Below are 16,822 nucleotides of genomic sequence, written 5' to 3'. Positions count from 1 at the left end.
CGATTTTAGAATACAGTTTACGGAGACAAAAAATAAAACTGCATTAGAAAAACGAAATATTCTCGCTTTTAAAAACCGTTTTTCCTTTAAAACGAAGATCGTCAGTTTAATAACGATCCTCGCCTTTCACGTAGTTTTTGTGTTACCCTTATCGATATTAGGCGAACTCTCCGCCCAAAGTGTGCCGACACTCGGATCGACAAAACAATTTGCAAACGACGAATTAAAACCTTACGTGGACGCGGCAAAAGCCGGAGCCACGGATTCGGGAACGTTTTTAAATTCGGTGAACAACGGAGAACAAGTTTTAGAAGCCGCTTGGGAAACGGGAGTCAACGCGGAGATAGAAGCCATCGTGGGTGGAGTGAATAACTCGGACACGGTGAATAACGTAAACGTTTACAAAGACGCGGTGAGAGCACAACTGGAACTGCAGAAACAACAGGCAAAGAACCAATGGATCGCGGACGTAAACGCATACATACAAGCAGAGTTACAAATCTTTTTAGCGACATTATCCCAAAACACATCGAACAACGTAACATCGACGAACACAAATTCGGTGAATACGATCAATCCGACTGTGCAAACTGTAACCACTACTCCTGCCGCCCAAGCAACAAACCCCGCACAAGCGGCACAGAGTTATTACCAAGGAACCCAACTCTGGGATTCTAAATGGCAGGATTTACTTAACAAACAAAACACCTGGGAACAGAATTCCTTAAATGCGATCCAGAATGGAATCCTGCAATGGAATCAATCGATTACAGGACTCGAAAATGATAAATTAAGTTATTTGAATGGAATCGAACAAACAAAAGCCCAATGGTTGGCGAACAAACAATTGATTGCAAACGCTCAAAGCCAAATGAGAAACGCGCTTCAATCCACAATTACAAATATACGTTCTCAAGAAAATCAATTGAAAACAAATGCATCGAGTGATCCGAGTTTGACATCCGTGTTTGGGGACATGGACGAATTGTTGGAAGATCTACAGGAGGCTCTGAATTCTAACGCATCCCTCGGCACGTTAGCGCAAACACTGGGAAATTTTTTCCAAAGTCAGATAACAAACGCAACCGCAAAAGCAGACTACTGGAATATAACAAAATGGCAGGAGACGTATGCGACTCAAGTTTTAGAGTTTAAAAAAGAAGTGGCAACCGCAAGCTTAAGTTGTAGTGGAAGTAGTTCCTGTAACAACCTGTCTACCGGACCACGAGCGATCACGTATGGAAACGACGGAAACGTATATGGTTGGGGTGCGACTAACGGAGGTTTTCAAAACGGAGTTTTGGTAAGCACTTTTGATCCATATACGGTAATGAATCCGAATTACGCGGAACTCAATCAACAATACCAAAGTTGCCAGACTCAGGCGTCCGGATCTCCATTCGGATGGATAACTTGGATATCCTATCCATGTTCAAATTTTGGATGGAACGGAGAGAATGCACCGGTTCAATCCTATACTGTAGTCCCCAACAACAGCACGGGATACTACAGCGCAGGACATTACGAAGCGACGTGTAACGGATCGGATGTAGGAGGAACTTGCCTTGGAGGAACCGGCCACTACGCGTTAGACTTAACTGATTGTACCGGAGCTCCGTTTGGAGTAATGTGCGGCTATAGCAGACAATGGCATACGGACGACAGTTATTCCACCTCGGTAACGGAAAGTTTTAGCCAGGCACAAAAAGATCAAATAGCGACAAACACAAAAATACGAAACGCGGTCTATGGAAATTACAACACTGCGTTTGGATTGTCTTCCCAAGCGGGGAATGCAGTTTCAAATTCAAGCGTTGCGCTTGAAACAAAAGTGTGGTTAGGCGGAAGCGCTTTAAATAACTCGAATTGGTACAATTCTCTTGGATTGATCGAACAAGTACAGGTTCAAACCAAATACAAATACATAGACTCTGCGATGCAAGCAAACCAGAACTTTTGGACGAGTATGAAAACTCAGTTTACAAATATTGCATCTACGTTTTTGTCACTCGTCAATCCGTTGAAAGACTGGGAAGAAAGATCGCAAACATACGAAGAAGAATACCAAGCAAAACTATTAGAACTGGAACAAACGAAACAATCTACAATTTCCAACTATGATAATCAGATTAATCTCATGAAGGCGGCAAGAGGAGCCTGGGTCACAGAAGTTTACGGTTACCAAATGGCAGGAATTGCAGGAAGCGCAGATAACGCAAATAGCCAATTTAGAACGGGACAAGAAAACTGGGACGACACAATATCAATCTTCCAACAAGCAGAGTTAAATTGGTATTTATCCGCAAAAGATATATTGCAACAAGCGGTAACTGCAACTGACGGAGAAACACAATTCCAAACAAACGCAACCTCACAAGCAAACCAACTACAAACACAAATTACAAACTCGGAGACAAATACAACCGGGCTTTACAACGCAGCAACAGGTTTGTATCAAACGTATCAATATGCAGCGGCAGGAAACGTAATGCAACAAGCAATTACAAACCTGCAAAACCAAACAAGTTGGAACGGACAAGGAGCCAACCTCTCTCAAACAATCGCAGATTCTTTTGGAAGAAGCGAAGCCTACAAAACAGCAGAACTCAGCGCAAGTAATCGAATCAATGCATTAGCACAAACGATTTACGGAAACGGGGCATATATCGTAGACAATACAGAGTTAAATCAGATTCAAAATCAAATTACAACGAACGGACAAAACCAAACGTTTTGGCAAAACGAAATCAATGGAAATAGCGGAGGATTTAACTTTAACGGAAGAAGAACCGCAAGTATATCCACAACATTAGAATACACGAATATTAGAAACGACATTGCAGTAGCAACAACATTACAAACAGAAGTGGTCGACGAAGAAAGAGGCTACTTAAAAACTGCAAACGAATACTTTGAAAAATCAGAGAAGTACCAAGAGTTAGCGGACAAAGCAAAGAGCGAAGCAAAGTTCGATGAAGCAGCCCTTTACACAGGATATGCAGTGAGAGAAAAGAGCAATGCGATCGGATTCCTCAAGAAGAAGTATTATTCGTTAGGCGAAGAAATTACGAGTGAAATAGACAACCGAGGATTGACATATACAAAAAATTCTTTCCTGAGTTACAGAGATAACCTACTCAACAAAAACTTTCAGAATACAACTCAAGTTCAGAAACAAATCCAAGAAGGAAAGAATCAAGTCGCCGGAATTATATCCGAAGGAGAAAGTTACAACCAAATCCAAGGAATGATCCAAACAGCGGCAAACTTAAACAAACAAGGAGAGGAAAACAAACAAAGAGTAGAACGGTTGCTACTCGAATCCAAAGAATTAGCAAATCGTAATATCGGAGAAGGACTTTTGGATGGATTGCAGGAAATGATTGCAAGTATCCAAAGTGCATTACCACAAGAAGTATCGAACAACGGAGTCGCTCAATACATACAAGCACAAGAGAAAGAGTTGGAAGAAAAACAAAAAAAGGCAGATGAACTACTTTCTCACATGAATTTACTTGTGACGAATAACAATGATTTGGCGGCGTTGCAAACCCTACTCCAAGGAAGCAGCCAAGCAATCAACTTGGCAGCAAACAGCGCAGTGTCGAAATACTTAGACGACTACGCAAAAAAACTCCAAAAAGATAACGAAGAAAGAAGTAACCAACTCCAAAAGACACTTTTAGAAGCGCTGACAAACGGAGACGAATACAAATATCTTAGAGAAGCAGGATACGGATTTAGAGTGGATGGAGAAGGAATCAGCGCGTATCGACAGATCTACAGCGGAGAAATCGAAATCGACGGAAGTGCGATGAAAGGAGCGAGTTATTCTCCCGATTTAGAATATCAATATATTAGAATGGAAACTAAATTTAATCCGGGCAATTTGAGCGTGGACATGATGAATCCAAACGCGACAAGGTTCAACGCAGAAATGGTACTGGGAGTTAAAAACTACATCGACAATCTGCAAAAGAACGTAGAACAGATGTTTGCTCAGTTTAGCAACAAGACAAACGAGATCAAAGAAGAATACGCACAGAATCAAGAGATCGAAAGTTATCAAAAGAAATTGTATGAAGCGAGTAAAGAAAATTACTTAGCAGCCTTCCAAGCTTTACCAGGCGAATTGAAAAACATGTTCGAAGGAGAAATGGGAGGCTTAAAAGGTTATCACGAACAAGGATCAAAATACAACTTTAGCCAAGGAAGCTTCAAAGGCCAAAGCGGAGATATGAAGAAGATCGGCAAAGCGATGTATGAAGGAGCTTCGATCGACGACACAGTTTTTGGAGGAAGCAGAGAATTAAAAGGCTCGGTGAGCGTCAAAGGGATTCCTGTGGAAGTAAGCTACGGAATGCAATACTTGATCGTCACATCCGGATTTGATATTTCAAATTTAGGATACAACTTCAAGTTGAAGGGAGTGGGAACCAATTACGTCGACAATCAACTCTCAAACGTAAACCGAAAATATACCGTCTACTCCGAAGACATTCAAAATAGAATCGAAAAACAAGCAAAGGCGAATGACGCGGAGAAGGAAAGCAAGGGATTTCTGTTTAACGTATTAAACGGAATGAGCGGAGGACAAAAACCTCATGAAGCCATTAAATCCGAAGTTCAAAGCCGCATAACGGGAGCAGTTGCAGAAGCAACCGGATTGCCTGCGAGTTTTGTGGGAGCCCTTGTCGGCGGTTCCAACATGAAACAAGCGATGAAAGCATACGAGAAGAGCGTGACCACGGAAGCGATATCGCAAGCAACCGGAATTCCCGCTTGGTATTTAAACCAAAAGATTTCTGAGAAAGAAGCCAATCATGAGATGGCAAAAAGTTTTTCCTACAACATGGGTCGGGGTCTTGGCACGATGGCGGCTGTTGCAATAGCGACAGTTGCGGTAGGTCCAGTCGGTGTCATCGCTCTTGCGGCAAATCCAGATGTGACGAAAAAAGTGAACAAGTTCTCGGATCATCTGGGTAAACAAGCGTATGAAAACCGCGAAACGATCGATACAGTAATAACGGTTGCTGCTTCTGCGACGGCAATCATAACAGGTGGAGCGAGTTTAGTAGCGCTTGCAGCTTACAAAACGATACAGGGCGCGACGGAAGGCGGCGTGTTGGGTGCGCTCGCTGGAGCAGCGACGATTGGGAATGCTCCTCTTTCGATTGCAACTGGAGGTCTTGTAAGCTATGACCTAAGCTACTCGAGAGAGAAAGGATTTGGAGCAAGTGTTGGGGGCGGCATGAAGCTGATGGAAGGCCTTGGAGTTGGAGCCACACTCAGTTACAACGAACAAACAGGATTCGGCGGATCCGCGGGTTTGCAAGCGGGAACAAGCGCACTTAGCTTTAACGCGGGAATAAGTTATTCCGAACAAGGAGGAATTTCAGCTAACGCTGGCCTCGGAGTGGGAATGGGTAAAAACGCAACAACAGGATCCTATGCCAGCACTCTCAACTTGGGAATGAGCTACAATCGCCAGGACGGATTCGGAACTAGTGCGGGACTGTCGTCTAACAACAATCATGTTCTACCCGGAATGGGAGCTACCATTAGCAGAAGTGAATATGCTGGTTGGGGCGCAGACATTTCAACTGACCAATACGGCAAAGTAGAGGGAGGCGGAGGCAGGCCGAGCTTTGGAGGTGTCAGCGGAGGACTTGCATGGAGTGAAAGAGACGGTTTTACCGCAAGCTTTAACGTAGCCGGCACAAACGCTCTCAGTTACAATTCTCAAACTGGTCTTTCGTCTAATGCCGATTTTATAGCTCAGTATTCTATGAACAATATTCTTGCTCAAGGTGTCGCTGAGACGGATGAAGAGAAGGCGTATGCGGCGGCAAAAGCAGAAGCAGATTCAAGAGCTGCGCAAAATAGGAACAATTCTGAAAATGGAGCGGCGGCTGTTAGTGCGTCAGGATATGCTACAGCAAGGAGAGAAGGAGAAGATGGTGCAACACCTCATTCCAATGGGGAACCGGCCGATCCGGTAGACCAGAGAATTGCTCAGCTCCGGAAAGAACTGAGTGAAGGGATTTCGCTGGCCCATGATAACGGAACGATGAGTGACGCGGGTAATCCGGCGTTGGCAAGTGCAGCGAGAGAACTTTCGAGTAAGACGGCGGAGTTGAATCGATTGGTGGCTTCGAAGGAAGCCGGAGGAACGACGAAACCAGCGTCTTCAGGAAGTGAATCCGGAGGTCTTCTTGATGGTATCAAGGGTTTATACACCAAAACGAAAGAATTGATATATGGCCCGGAGGCAAAACCGCGAAGTGCATATGCGGATGATCGTTCGGCGGCACAAGGAACTCGGATCGGAAACGAAACAGCGGCTTATCTCGATTACAAAGAAGGAAAGATTAGTAAGGCCGATTACGAAGGACAAGTAGCGGCAGAGAGAAAAGCATATTACGAAGCGACCCAAGGAGACAGGAACAAGATTCCAATGGGATCGGGATATACGGATGTATCAAAAGACAATTTAGGAAAGTTGACTCACTTAGAAGGTATCAAGGGAGTAACCGGTCGAATCGTAGAAGATGCAAATGGAAACGTATATTTCAGAACGAAAGCGGATGGAATGGGTTCTGCTTCGATCCCGATGGAACCGACAAAGATTACGGAAAAGCCTTGGACGGCAATTGATCCGCACAATCAGAGTAAAGATCCAGGTGCAGTTGACTTGCATGCTCCGTATGGAAGTCCGATGACTGTTATGCGATCCGATGATGGGAAGTTTAAAGTAACAGGATTAACTAATATGTCCGAAGGCGGAAATTCTCTCAGGCTTGAATACAAACTCAACGGTGTTAAAAGACAAGTAGACCTTCGTCACGGCCAAAATCAATTTCCAAGCTACGTGATTGATGCGCTGAAAGCCAACGAAAAGCCGATTTTTGATAACGGAACCGTAGTCGGTTGGACCGGGGTTACAGGACAACATGGAATTGGAAATGATGGAAAAGTAAAATATGATCCAACCGATCATTCTCATTTAAAATTTCAAAATTCGAATGGTAGTGATTGGAAAGATTGGGGACTTCCTGCGATGGGGTATTAACAATGGAGAGGAAAGGAGTAAAGTATGAAGGTTCGAAGAATAACATCTATTTTGATATTTCTAATATTGGTGGGTTGTGTGGGAAAAGCAAAAGTAAATGATCCGACGGAAGAAGCTTTGGCGTATTTGAGTACTTTGGCTCCAAAGCATAGTCAACTGACTAAAGGAAAATTGAATGAGTTAGAAGGAATTAGTTTTGCTGGGACCCCAATAACGGACGACAAGTTGAAATATCTTTTGATATTTCCAAACTTAGATAATCTTACATTAACTAAGACAAGGATTACAGATGCAGGTCTTGCTACTTTGAAAGACAGCAAGATTTGGTCATTAGACATTGATGGAACGTTAGTTACAAACAAAGCGATTCAGGTTTTGAAAGATTGGAAACATTTGAAAATTCTAAATATCTCATATACGAATATCGACGACGGAGCCGTAGAAGATATTTTAAAGTTGAATATTGGAAGTCTCACTGCTGCGGGAACGAAACTTTCTGAAAAATCAAAAGAAAGAATTAGAAAGAAAATGCAATTTGAAGATGATGAATATACAATACAATGTCCCGGTGAAACAAGTAAATGTCCGGAGTTTTGAATTACTCGCAAAACAGGGCTCCAGTGCAGAACCCACTGTCCCAGGTAGCAAACGGACTCCGGAAAACCGGAGTTTCGTATGAAACCCACTGACACCCGAAAGAACATTAGAGAAACTGCAATCGATGGAAAAACCTAAAAAACAAAAGAGTGTAAGAGTGAGTCGGGAAAGGGAATGGAAGCAAACCAAAGAAAAGAGGGATATGCAATCGGCGAAGCGGTTCGAAACAAAACGACGGGCCAAAGGATGTATGTAGAAATAGCTTGGAATCCGGAAGTGAGTTGCATTTACTTTGACTCAGAGAAGGAAAGCCTTGTGAAGGTTCAGGTGTTTCCGGAGGATTTGGAGCGGATTAAGGACATTCTTCCGTATCTTCCCAAGTAAAACAATATATGGAAAACCCGACTCAAGAGAACTCCCTACCCCGCCGCACGAGCTTTGCCTTGGGCGAAGCGGTCCGAAACAAGCGGAGTGGCCGCCGGATGTATGTGGATACAACCTGGGACGGAAAGGTCCCTTGTGTTTACTTTGACGCAGAGAATGAAAGCCTTGTGAAAGAAGAAGTTCCGTTTGAAGACTTGGAGAAAGTGAAGGAAACGGTAAGACAGATTCACGCTTCTAAATACATGAGAATTATTGAATATTACTTGGCAGATTTGCCGAACGACTTCTGATATTGAATGTTTTTAAAATCGAAAGTGCACCTGTACCAAACTTGGCCGATGGAAACGTCGGTTTTTTTGTATATCGTGATGGTGTAATTGAATCTACTTTTTTCGTTTTGTGTATTTGATTGTGAGAAAGAAAATGAGTAAGACTATATTGTCAATAACGAAAGCCCAGAACCAATACGAATCCAAAGAGATACTGAAATCCATTATTTTCCTAAAACCTGTTCCATGCGTCCTTTTTTGATGAAAGCATCGATGAGGGATTTAATTACTTCCCTGTCTTTGTCGTTCATCTGATCAACAATTTCAAATTCTCTGAGTAAGGTTTGTGGAAGCAGGATTTTCGTTTACTTCTTCTAAAAGTAGATAATCGGTTGAGATTTCAAATGCTTTAGCCATCTTGATTACGGTTTCTGAATTTGGGATGGTAGATCCGTTTTCATACTTTCCGATTTTTTTACGAAAGAGAAACCTTTTAGAATTTCGAAAAGCGCGTCTGCTTTTCGTCTTTGACATCGACTAGAATTTTCATGGCCTTAATTATTTCCCGACTAACTCTTGCAGTTTCTTTTTAGTAAGGAAAGCATCGATAATTTTTTTGATTAAAGTTTTTTCCTCTTCAGGAAATTGTTCAACAGCCTGGAACATCTGTAATAAATCTTTATCAGAGAATTTTGCTTTGGCAAATTCTTCTTTAGATCCGTTTAACAGATAATCGCTAGATACTCCGAGGACTTCAGCTAGTTTGTTTACGGCTTCGGCGGAAGGCATAGAGAGACCGCGTTCATACCTACCGATATTAGTGTAATGAAGTCCGACAAGCTCCCCAATTTCCCCCTGAGAAAGATTTTTTTGAAGCCTTAACTGTCGAAATCGTTCACCGAACCCGTTTTCAGGCTCTTTTTTTCTTCCTTTGCTCATAATCAATCATAGTTGCATTTAAAAAGTAAGCTGTCGAGAAGAACTTAAAGCAGATGTGCAGGTAATAAAAAGTTAGGGCTTGACAAATGAAGCATTATTGCACATTGTAAGGCATATTTGCATTACAAAAAATTCCCCCAAAAAGGAGCCCTTCCCCATGCCATTCATCCCGAAAGAAGAGATCACGCGGTTAAAACAGGAAACGGACCTGCTTTCGTTGGTCCGCAGCTACGGAATCGAACTGAAGAACCACGGGACGAACTGGATGGGCCGCTGCCCGTTCCACGAGGACAGAACACCTTCGTTCATCGTAACACCTGCAAAGAATCTGTGGCACTGTATGGGAGCTTGCAAGACAGGAGGGAGCGCGATCGACTTCGTAATGAAGCGTGAGGGCTTGGGATTCAACGAAGCGGTAGAGAGATTACAAAGAAGAAAACCGGAAGAAGGGTTCGTGAAAGAAGGCCTAACTCGAAACGAGCGCCGACAACTCCTGGAAGGAACGACCCGCAAGATCCCGAGTACGGAAGGATTGACTGGAGAAGAGAAGGACCTGATTTTTCAAGTGATATCCTACTATCAAACGACACTACGCCAAACACCGCACGCGCTCGAATATTTGAAAGAGAGGGGCCTTGGAAGCGAGGAAGCGATCACAAAATTCAAAATCGGCTACAGCGATGGAAGCTTGAGCCTTACGTTGCCGTCGCGAGGAACACAAGTCGGATTCCGGATACGTGATTTGTATCGGGATTTCGGATATTTTGGAATCAGTAGCAACGGAACTGAACATTTCAGATCCAGAGTAGTGATCCCGATATATACCCGAACTGGAGAATTGTGCGGGATGTATGGAAGAAAGATAGAGGAAAGTAAAACGCTCAAGACACCGAATCACAAGTATTTAGCGGGAAGACATATTGGAATCTGGAATGAAGAGGATGCGTTTAGAAAGAAGGAACTTGTGCTATGCGAATCGATACTCGACGCGCTTACCTATTGGGAAAATGGAATCAGGAACGTGACATGTAGTTACGGAGTGGAAGGATATACGGAAGAACTACATCAAAGGATCTTAGAGAAGCGTATCTCAAAGATATATATCGCATATGACGGGGACACGGCGGGAGACAAGGGAGCGATGTCATTGTATGAGAGATTCAAAAAGGAAGAGGTAGAGCTGTATCGAGTCAGATTTCCCTTGAACGTGGACGCAAACGAATACGCGTTACAAAGTGAACAAAGACAAGACGCACTCTTGCAACTCCTGGAAAGAAGCGTGAAATTGACCCAAGAAAATACCACTCAAGAGCCAAAACGAAGAACCGTTGCCAAAGAAGAACCGACAGAAAGAAGCGAAGAAGAACTCACGCCCCAATACAAAGAACTGTTTCCCATTGAGATAACTCCCCGACCCCAAGAAGAACTTTTGACCGCGGAAGGACTGACCGCCTTAAACGAAAACGGAGAAGAAAACTCCCCGCCATCACAAATCCAAATCCAACCGGAAGTAAAAATCTTTAAAGAAGAAGTGGAAGTAAAATTTCCAGAAAGGACGTATTTAGCAAAGGGCCTGTATCGAAACAATGCAAGCCTTGAGACGTTGAAAGTGACGCTCAAGGTGAGCCAAGAAGAAAGATATCACGTAGATAACGTGGATCTACTCAGTTACAAAGCCAGGACTTCGTATTTAGGGACGGCCACGCATGAACTCAGAGAAAAAGAGGAAACGATCAAGAAGGAACTCGGGAGACTCATCAATGTCTTGGAAGAGGTATTGAACGAAAGAGAGAAGGAAAGAAACGTAAAGACGGAAGTGGAGCTCACCCCCGAGGAAAGAGCAGAAGCGATTCAATATTTAGAGGCTCCGGAATTACTTACCAATATCCTAATAGACTTTGAAAGATGCGGCCTTGTGGGAGAGAGAGTGAATTCTCTTGTGGGGTATTTGGCGAGTATCACGAGAAGAACGGAAAACCCACTTGCAATCATCATACAGAGTTCATCGAGTGCGGGCAAATCGACACTCATGGATGCGATCCTTGACTTCGTACCGGAAGAAGAGAAAGAGAAGTATTCCGCGATGACCGGCCAATCCCTCTTCTATATGTCCTCGAAGAATTTAAAGAACAAGGTTCTAGCAATCTCGGAAGAAGAAGGAGTGGAAAGAGCGAAGTATGCTTTGAAGATACTCCAGAGTGAAAAGAAAATCAGCATCGCGAGTGCGATGAAAGACCCGACGACTGGAAGGACGGTAACGGAAGAATACAGCGTAGAAGGCCCGGTGGTCATCTTCCTCACGACAACAAACTTGGAGATTGATGAGGAGCTCGAAAACAGATGCCTCATCCTAACAGTGAACGAAGGAAGAGAACAGACAAGAACGATCCTTGAGATACAAAGAGAACTGGAGACGTTGGACGGAATCGTAAAGAGACGGGACAAAGAAAAGATTCTAACACTCCACAAGAACATACAAAGGGTCCTTCGGCCTTTAGTTGTCGTGAATCCGTATGCAAAGGAAATGAAGTTTCCGGATACAAAACTGAGAATGAGACGGGATCAAAAGAAATACCTGACCCTCATCAAGTCGATCGCCCTCCTTAATCAATACCAAAGAGAGAAAAAAATCGGACAAGGCGAGAACGGGGAGAGATTCGAATACATCGAGGTGACTAGGGAGGACATGGAGTTAGGCGGCCTGCTTGCATCTAAGATATTAGGAAGAACTCTCGAAGAACTCACCCCACAGACAAAGGAAGTATTGTATTCATTATACGCAATGGTTACAAAAGAAAGCGAGGAACAAAAGCTTACCAAGAGTGAGGTTCGTTTTACAAGACGGCAAGCGAGAGAGAGGCTTGGAATGAGTGACACAAGACTTCGGGTCCATTTGAGAAGACTGGAAGAATTGGAATACTTGATCGTACGCAGTGGAAAACAGGGGCAGATAGCGGAGTATGAGCTATTGTATGACGGAGAGGGACAAGAGGGAGAAGAGTTTACATTAGGACTTACTTTTTTAGGAGTAAGAGAGACAGGAGTAGACGACGGACTTTTCTCTTGGAGAGAACTATTAGGGCTTGCCAGAAAAGAAGAAGAGAAGGAAAGTGCATGAGCGAAGTAGAATATACAAAAGATCTGTTTTTAGAATTATATGTTTTGCAGTTTACAACTGTAGAGCAGTTAAACGTCTCAATCGGCAAGGAGACGGGAAGCCAGTATTTTGTCGCACAATTGCCACAAACTTCGCCCCCCAAAAAACCAACTTCGCCTAGCAAAAAGGCCACTTCGCTCCCCCTTCGCCTAGGCAAAACCGGGGGGTCGCCTGGGGGTAGCCGCCCCCCCATTCTCGCATTCTGTAAGGGTTTAGGTGGGGTTTGGGTTCAAAATACGAATTTAACACTTAAACAATGTATTCTAGAGAGAAAAAAAGAAAACCGCCCAGTTGCAGCTGTCGGTTGCTTGTGAAGGAATGCTATGTATTGGAGCGAGAAGTTAGAATATTTAAAGAACTCACCACCCGAAACGATATTAAACTACGGATATGAATATATCGAGTGGAAACGAACGGCGCAAGGAAATGCGATCGCGACTTTGGGAAATGTATATTTGACTATTACAAAGTTTTCAAATTGGTGCGAATTGCGAGAAGTTCGTAATGTGAAAGAAGTAACGTTATCTCTATTAGAAAGATATCGAACGTATATAACGACAATGCGTAAAGCGAATGGCAAGGAACTATCGAACAATCAGAAATACAAATACCTAAATATTGTGAAGGATTATTTCGCGTGGCTTACGAAAAAGCGTGTGTTGCTTTTGAATCCTGCGTTGGACTTAGAGATTCCTAAGTTTGTGAAACAAATCATCCCTCACAATGTATTAAGTGTGGACGAAGCAGAAAGGATCTTGTCGATGCCGGACGTGACGACGGTGTATGGATTTCGTGACAGGGTGATGCTTGAGGTAATCTATTCGACGGGGATACGGAGGATGGAACTCGGGAATTTGTATGTAAGCGATATTGACTTTGTAACAAAGACATTACTGGTTCGAGAAGGTAAAGGTAAAAAAGACAGATTGATTCCGATCAGTGAGAGGGCTCTTCATTGGATTGGGGATTATTTGGAAAGGGTGCGACCGTTACTGGTAAGGAAAGAAAAAGAGTTACATCTATTTTTAGGTAGAAGGGGCTGTAAAGTAAGCGTCAACAGCATTACAAAGAATTTTACAAGATTTAGAGACACAGCGGGAGTTAAAAAACGACAAGCGGTGCATATATTCCGGCATACGACAGCGACGGGGATGCTCGACAACGGAGCGGACATACGACACGTACAAGAAATGCTTGGACACGCGAATTTGAGCACGACCCAAATCTACACACACGTAGCGATTCGAAAGCTCAAGGAAGTGTATAACAAGACACATCCATCACTCCATACACCGGATTCAAGTTCTCTCGTGGGAGGAGCTTCCCCTAAAAAAGAGACCGGATCGAAAGACAAAGATTCAAACCAAGAAGAGTCCGACACGAGTTAGATGTCAGGGTGTTAGGGATCAGTGATTAGGTTCTTGTAACATTCCAAATCTCTAAACAACAAAACGAAAAGGACCGGTTACAGAGAGGACTTCCCTCTTTAGCGGTTTCTTTCAAAAACAAAACCAAAAACAAGATTTAAAAAAACCTGCGGAGCGATCCATGGAGAGCGACGCGCTGAGTTATTAGGAGGCCAAAGGCATGCAAATCATCACGATGGCGTCGTTAAAAGGTGGAGTAGCCAAGACAACAACAGCGATCAATCTTTCGATCCAGTTATGGAAGAAGAGAAAGAGAGTGCTGTGTATGGACTTGGATTTGAACAACAATCTAACAGACTTTTTTCTCCGGGGAGTGAAAGAAGAGGAGTTGGATACAAGGAACGTATATCATGCGCTACTCGAACAAAAAGAGATCGAGGCTTGTGTGTATGAGACCGGATTTTCCGGGATTCATATCTTACCGGCCACGATACGATTGGGAGAGATGACGAATGAATTAGGAAACGACCCGGAAGTGTTCGGATCGTTTGCGGAGAATTTAAGAAAACTCAATTATGATTATATAATCATTGATACGCCGGTGTATCTTTCTTTGGAGCTACGGTTTGCATTGTCGATAGCGGATTTAGTATTGTTTCCCGTGAGGCCGTCCAGATGGAACTATCAGGGGATGAAAACTCTACTGGGAGAAGTGGAAAATATATTCGAAGAGCATCCGGAGGCGGACGGGTTCGGAGCAAGCGTCGGCGGAGGTTCCAAACTTGCAGAGAAGAAAACCAAGACGTTACTTGTTCCTTCAATCGTCGGAAAGGGAAAGAAGGAATCGGAACGAATCGACAGACTTAAAAAGAAATACAAAGTATCGAAGACGGTCATATCTAAGTTATCGGCGATTGAGACGGCGGGAGAACTTGGAAAGCCATTGAAGGAGAACACGAAGGGATACGAGTTATTCGAGGAACTGACTCGGGAAGTCTTGGAACTTACCTGTGGCGGGAAGAAGCGCAAGGTAATCCAATGAAGAAGAGTCAGGAAGAAAAAGCCAAAGAGTGGATGGAAGAACAAGAGTCCACTCCCCGGCCCGGATCAACATTTGGGAAACAGTATATACCGAAGGGAATCACACTGAACCCGATTGTGAAGATGGTTTCACCTTCGAGTTTGAAGCCGAATCCGAGAAACGACTTTGATCCGTTAACCGAAGAAGAATATACAAATCTCAAAGAGAACATAGCACTAAACGGAATCTTGGACGCACTCACGGCCAAGAAAGACGGGACACTTGTGACGGGAGAGAATCGGTACCGAATCGCCTTGGAGTTGAAAGACCACGAAGATGAGAACGTGCGTCGTCGTGTTGAGAGTATTCCTGTCCGTTACTATATGAACGAACTTAACGCAGAAGAGGAATACGACATACTCGAAGGAGACAATTTATTTCGAAGACATCTAACAGCGGAGCAAAAAAAAGAGCGGCTAAAGAGAAGAATCCTTCGGAAATACAAAGACGATCTCTTACAAGACAATCGAGGTGGGGACCGAAAGAGCGAGTCGTCTCATTCATTAGTTGAGAATACAGAAGAAGAAACAAACGGGGAAGGATCTTCGGATTCGGAAATGTTAAGCGAAGAGGAATCAAACAATGGCCCTCATCGTTTGATCGAGGATGAAGAACAAAAGAGAAACACATCTTCTTCTCCTGAAGGACAAACGGAGCTTGGGCTATTCTTCGGTGAGGTTGGCACCTTAGAAGAGCAAGCACAGGGAACAAGACAAAAGAGTGAATCTTTGAAGACCGGACCGGACGAAAAATCAAACGATCAGGGTGATAGTTTGATCGGTCATTCCGGTAAAGATTTAGTAAATAATGAATCTTCTCTTGTTGGAAACGGTTTTGAAAAATCAAAAGATGAGGGTCATCTTTTGATCAGTAATTCTAGTAAAGATTTAGCAAAGAAAATTTCTAAGAATGAAAATATTCCATTTGGGACAGCTAAAAACTATATCACTGAAATCCGCAAAGAATTAAAAACGAAGGAGCCTAAGTCATCCAAGAGGGAAGAGAAATCTATCAAGAAAGCGGAGAAGAAGACGCCGAAACAAATCTTGCAAGCGAAGGTAAAAGAGTTTCAAAAGAAATACGGGAAGATGAGTTACGACCAGAAGGAAGCGGCTTTGGAAAGACTCTTGAATTCTCTAAGGAAAGTGAGGAAGCAACAAGCAGATCTACACAAGAAAACAATGGAGTTAGGTTCTAAGGACTCAGAGCTTGTAGAACTGATTTCAGCAGTGGGTCAAGAGAAGAGAATATGGAAGTTGAAGGTATGAAAAGCAAAAACGAGACAAAACGAGCCTTTTACCGAATTGACCCGAAAATGACGAAAGAAGAATCCCCTACTATCCCAAAGAAAACGAAATCATATCGGAGGGGATATGAAAAGACAAGTTCCGTAAAGAGGAGAGAAGAAGCCGAAACAACATTACAGAAGCTGCAAGTGTATCGAAAGAAGAACCGGACGATGATTCTTCGATTCAAAAAAGGAGAAGAAAAGGAAATCGAGATTGAAAGAAAATTTCAAGAGATCGGTCGTAAATTCTTGGAAACGGAGATCGTAGAGAAACAGGCTTTCGAAAAAAAACGGATTCGGGGGTTAATCAAATGAAGGATACCGAATGCAAAGAAGGTCGTGTGATATTGCGGTTAGTATCCAAGAATGAAAGGTTGAGGGAATTGGAACTGAGATTAGAAACGTTTTGGAATCGATTTCAAGGAATGAATATTCGGGAAAAAAGGAAGGCAGTGAAGGAACTGTTTTTGAATCTTTACAAAAGTCAGAAACAAACGAAGAAGCTGATTCAGACCTTGCTGTCACATTGTCAAAACGAGGTGGAGATTGAAAAGACACTGCGTATGATCGGTAAGAGGATGAGGGGTTAACCTTCATCCTTTTCATTTTTGAAATGGAAACCCGGATGGAGCCATTCAATTTCCTGACTTAAACTACCCTTAAATTTC

12 protein-coding genes and 1 pseudogene are annotated in these 16,822 nt (G+C 43.2%); 11 read left to right on the top strand and 2 right to left on the bottom strand.

Features of this window, described 5'->3' with window-relative positions:
* Window positions 1–10 precede the first annotated feature (10 nt).
* The 4 genes from LEP1GSC190_RS05285 (at window position 11) to LEP1GSC190_RS05270 (ending at window position 8,343) form a co-directional block, all read left to right on the top strand.
* On the top strand, window positions 11–7,072 hold the full coding sequence (locus tag LEP1GSC190_RS05285) for a TIGR04388 family protein (protein ID WP_117344718.1): 7,062 nt from the start codon (window positions 11–13) through the stop codon (window positions 7,070–7,072).
* A 24-nt stretch (window positions 7,073–7,096) separates the two neighbouring features.
* The gene (locus LEP1GSC190_RS05280; protein ID WP_002747673.1) at window positions 7,097–7,669 is read left to right on the top strand and encodes a leucine-rich repeat domain-containing protein; all 573 of its coding nucleotides are present in this window, start codon (window positions 7,097–7,099) and stop codon (window positions 7,667–7,669) included.
* 174 nt (window positions 7,670–7,843) lie between these two features.
* Entirely contained in the window at window positions 7,844–8,053 is a 210-nt protein-coding gene (locus LEP1GSC190_RS05275) for a hypothetical protein (RefSeq protein ID WP_002747635.1), read from the top strand.
* A gap of 8 nt (window positions 8,054–8,061) precedes the next feature.
* Entirely contained in the window at window positions 8,062–8,343 is a 282-nt protein-coding gene (locus tag LEP1GSC190_RS05270) for a hypothetical protein (RefSeq protein ID WP_237578340.1), read from the top strand.
* A gap of 402 nt (window positions 8,344–8,745) precedes the next feature.
* Here the strand turns inward: LEP1GSC190_RS05270 and LEP1GSC190_RS20155 are convergent.
* Window positions 8,746–8,856, bottom strand: a pseudogene (locus tag LEP1GSC190_RS20155) (helix-turn-helix domain-containing protein); the annotation flags it as partial.
* Between the two features lie 24 nt (window positions 8,857–8,880).
* Complete coding sequence (locus LEP1GSC190_RS05260; RefSeq protein WP_002747681.1) at window positions 8,881–9,261, bottom strand: helix-turn-helix domain-containing protein; 381 nt, start codon at window positions 9,259–9,261, stop codon at window positions 8,881–8,883.
* 157 nt (window positions 9,262–9,418) lie between these two features.
* On the opposite strand from LEP1GSC190_RS05260, the gene LEP1GSC190_RS05255 reads away from it, so the two are divergent.
* The 7 genes from LEP1GSC190_RS05255 to LEP1GSC190_RS05225 all read left to right on the top strand — a co-directional run bounded on the left by LEP1GSC190_RS05255 (window position 9,419) and on the right by LEP1GSC190_RS05225 (window position 16,744).
* Window positions 9,419–12,379, top strand: coding sequence for a CHC2 zinc finger domain-containing protein (locus LEP1GSC190_RS05255; protein WP_002747664.1), 2,961 nt, complete (start codon window positions 9,419–9,421; stop codon window positions 12,377–12,379).
* Window positions 12,376–12,732, top strand: a complete 357-nt coding sequence (locus LEP1GSC190_RS05250; RefSeq protein WP_036036974.1) for a hypothetical protein — start codon at window positions 12,376–12,378, stop codon at window positions 12,730–12,732. Before LEP1GSC190_RS05255 ends, LEP1GSC190_RS05250 begins: the two co-directional genes overlap by 4 nt.
* 9 nt (window positions 12,733–12,741) lie before the next feature.
* A complete protein-coding gene (locus LEP1GSC190_RS05245; protein ID WP_002747642.1) occupies window positions 12,742–13,806 on the top strand; it encodes a tyrosine-type recombinase/integrase in 1,065 nt (354 codons plus the stop codon).
* A gap of 199 nt (window positions 13,807–14,005) precedes the next feature.
* Complete coding sequence (locus tag LEP1GSC190_RS05240) at window positions 14,006–14,827, top strand: ParA family protein (protein WP_002747637.1); 822 nt, start codon at window positions 14,006–14,008, stop codon at window positions 14,825–14,827.
* Window positions 14,824–16,134 (top strand): ParB N-terminal domain-containing protein, encoded by a 1,311-nt coding sequence (locus LEP1GSC190_RS05235; protein ID WP_002764351.1) that lies wholly within the window; start codon window positions 14,824–14,826, stop codon window positions 16,132–16,134. Before LEP1GSC190_RS05240 ends, LEP1GSC190_RS05235 begins: the two co-directional genes overlap by 4 nt.
* A complete protein-coding gene (locus tag LEP1GSC190_RS05230; protein ID WP_051019821.1) occupies window positions 16,131–16,469 on the top strand; it encodes a hypothetical protein in 339 nt (112 codons plus the stop codon). Before LEP1GSC190_RS05235 ends, LEP1GSC190_RS05230 begins: the two co-directional genes overlap by 4 nt.
* A complete protein-coding gene (locus LEP1GSC190_RS05225; RefSeq protein WP_173380624.1) occupies window positions 16,466–16,744 on the top strand; it encodes a hypothetical protein in 279 nt (92 codons plus the stop codon). Before LEP1GSC190_RS05230 ends, LEP1GSC190_RS05225 begins: the two co-directional genes overlap by 4 nt.
* Window positions 16,745–16,822 lie beyond the last annotated feature (78 nt).

This window comes from Leptospira mayottensis 200901116 (assembly GCF_000306675.2).
GTDB lineage: Bacteria > Spirochaetota > Leptospiria > Leptospirales > Leptospiraceae > Leptospira > Leptospira mayottensis.
Note: the sequence above shows the minus strand (reverse complement) of the source record. Positions and strands in the feature narration are given on the sequence as shown.

Bases quoted from the DNA above. Each gene is read 5' to 3' on its own strand.
- LEP1GSC190_RS05255 (WP_002747664.1), top strand. From the start codon at position 9,419: ATGCCATTCATCCCGAAAGAAGAGATCACGCGGTTAAAACAGGAAACG.
- LEP1GSC190_RS05230 (WP_051019821.1), top strand. From the start codon at position 16,131: ATGAAAAGCAAAAACGAGACAAAACGAGCCTTTTACCGAATTGACCCG.
- LEP1GSC190_RS05280 (WP_002747673.1), top strand. From the start codon at position 7,097: ATGAAGGTTCGAAGAATAACATCTATTTTGATATTTCTAATATTGGTG.
- LEP1GSC190_RS05250 (WP_036036974.1), top strand. From the start codon at position 12,376: ATGAGCGAAGTAGAATATACAAAAGATCTGTTTTTAGAATTATATGTT.
- LEP1GSC190_RS05270 (WP_237578340.1), top strand. From the start codon at position 8,062: ATGGAAAACCCGACTCAAGAGAACTCCCTACCCCGCCGCACGAGCTTT.
- LEP1GSC190_RS05260 (WP_002747681.1), bottom strand. From the start codon at position 9,261: ATGAGCAAAGGAAGAAAAAAAGAGCCTGAAAACGGGTTCGGTGAACGA.
- LEP1GSC190_RS05245 (WP_002747642.1), top strand. From the start codon at position 12,742: ATGTATTGGAGCGAGAAGTTAGAATATTTAAAGAACTCACCACCCGAA.
- LEP1GSC190_RS05240 (WP_002747637.1), top strand. From the start codon at position 14,006: ATGCAAATCATCACGATGGCGTCGTTAAAAGGTGGAGTAGCCAAGACA.
- LEP1GSC190_RS05225 (WP_173380624.1), top strand. From the start codon at position 16,466: ATGAAGGATACCGAATGCAAAGAAGGTCGTGTGATATTGCGGTTAGTA.
- LEP1GSC190_RS05275 (WP_002747635.1), top strand. From the start codon at position 7,844: ATGGAAGCAAACCAAAGAAAAGAGGGATATGCAATCGGCGAAGCGGTT.
- LEP1GSC190_RS05235 (WP_002764351.1), top strand. From the start codon at position 14,824: ATGAAGAAGAGTCAGGAAGAAAAAGCCAAAGAGTGGATGGAAGAACAA.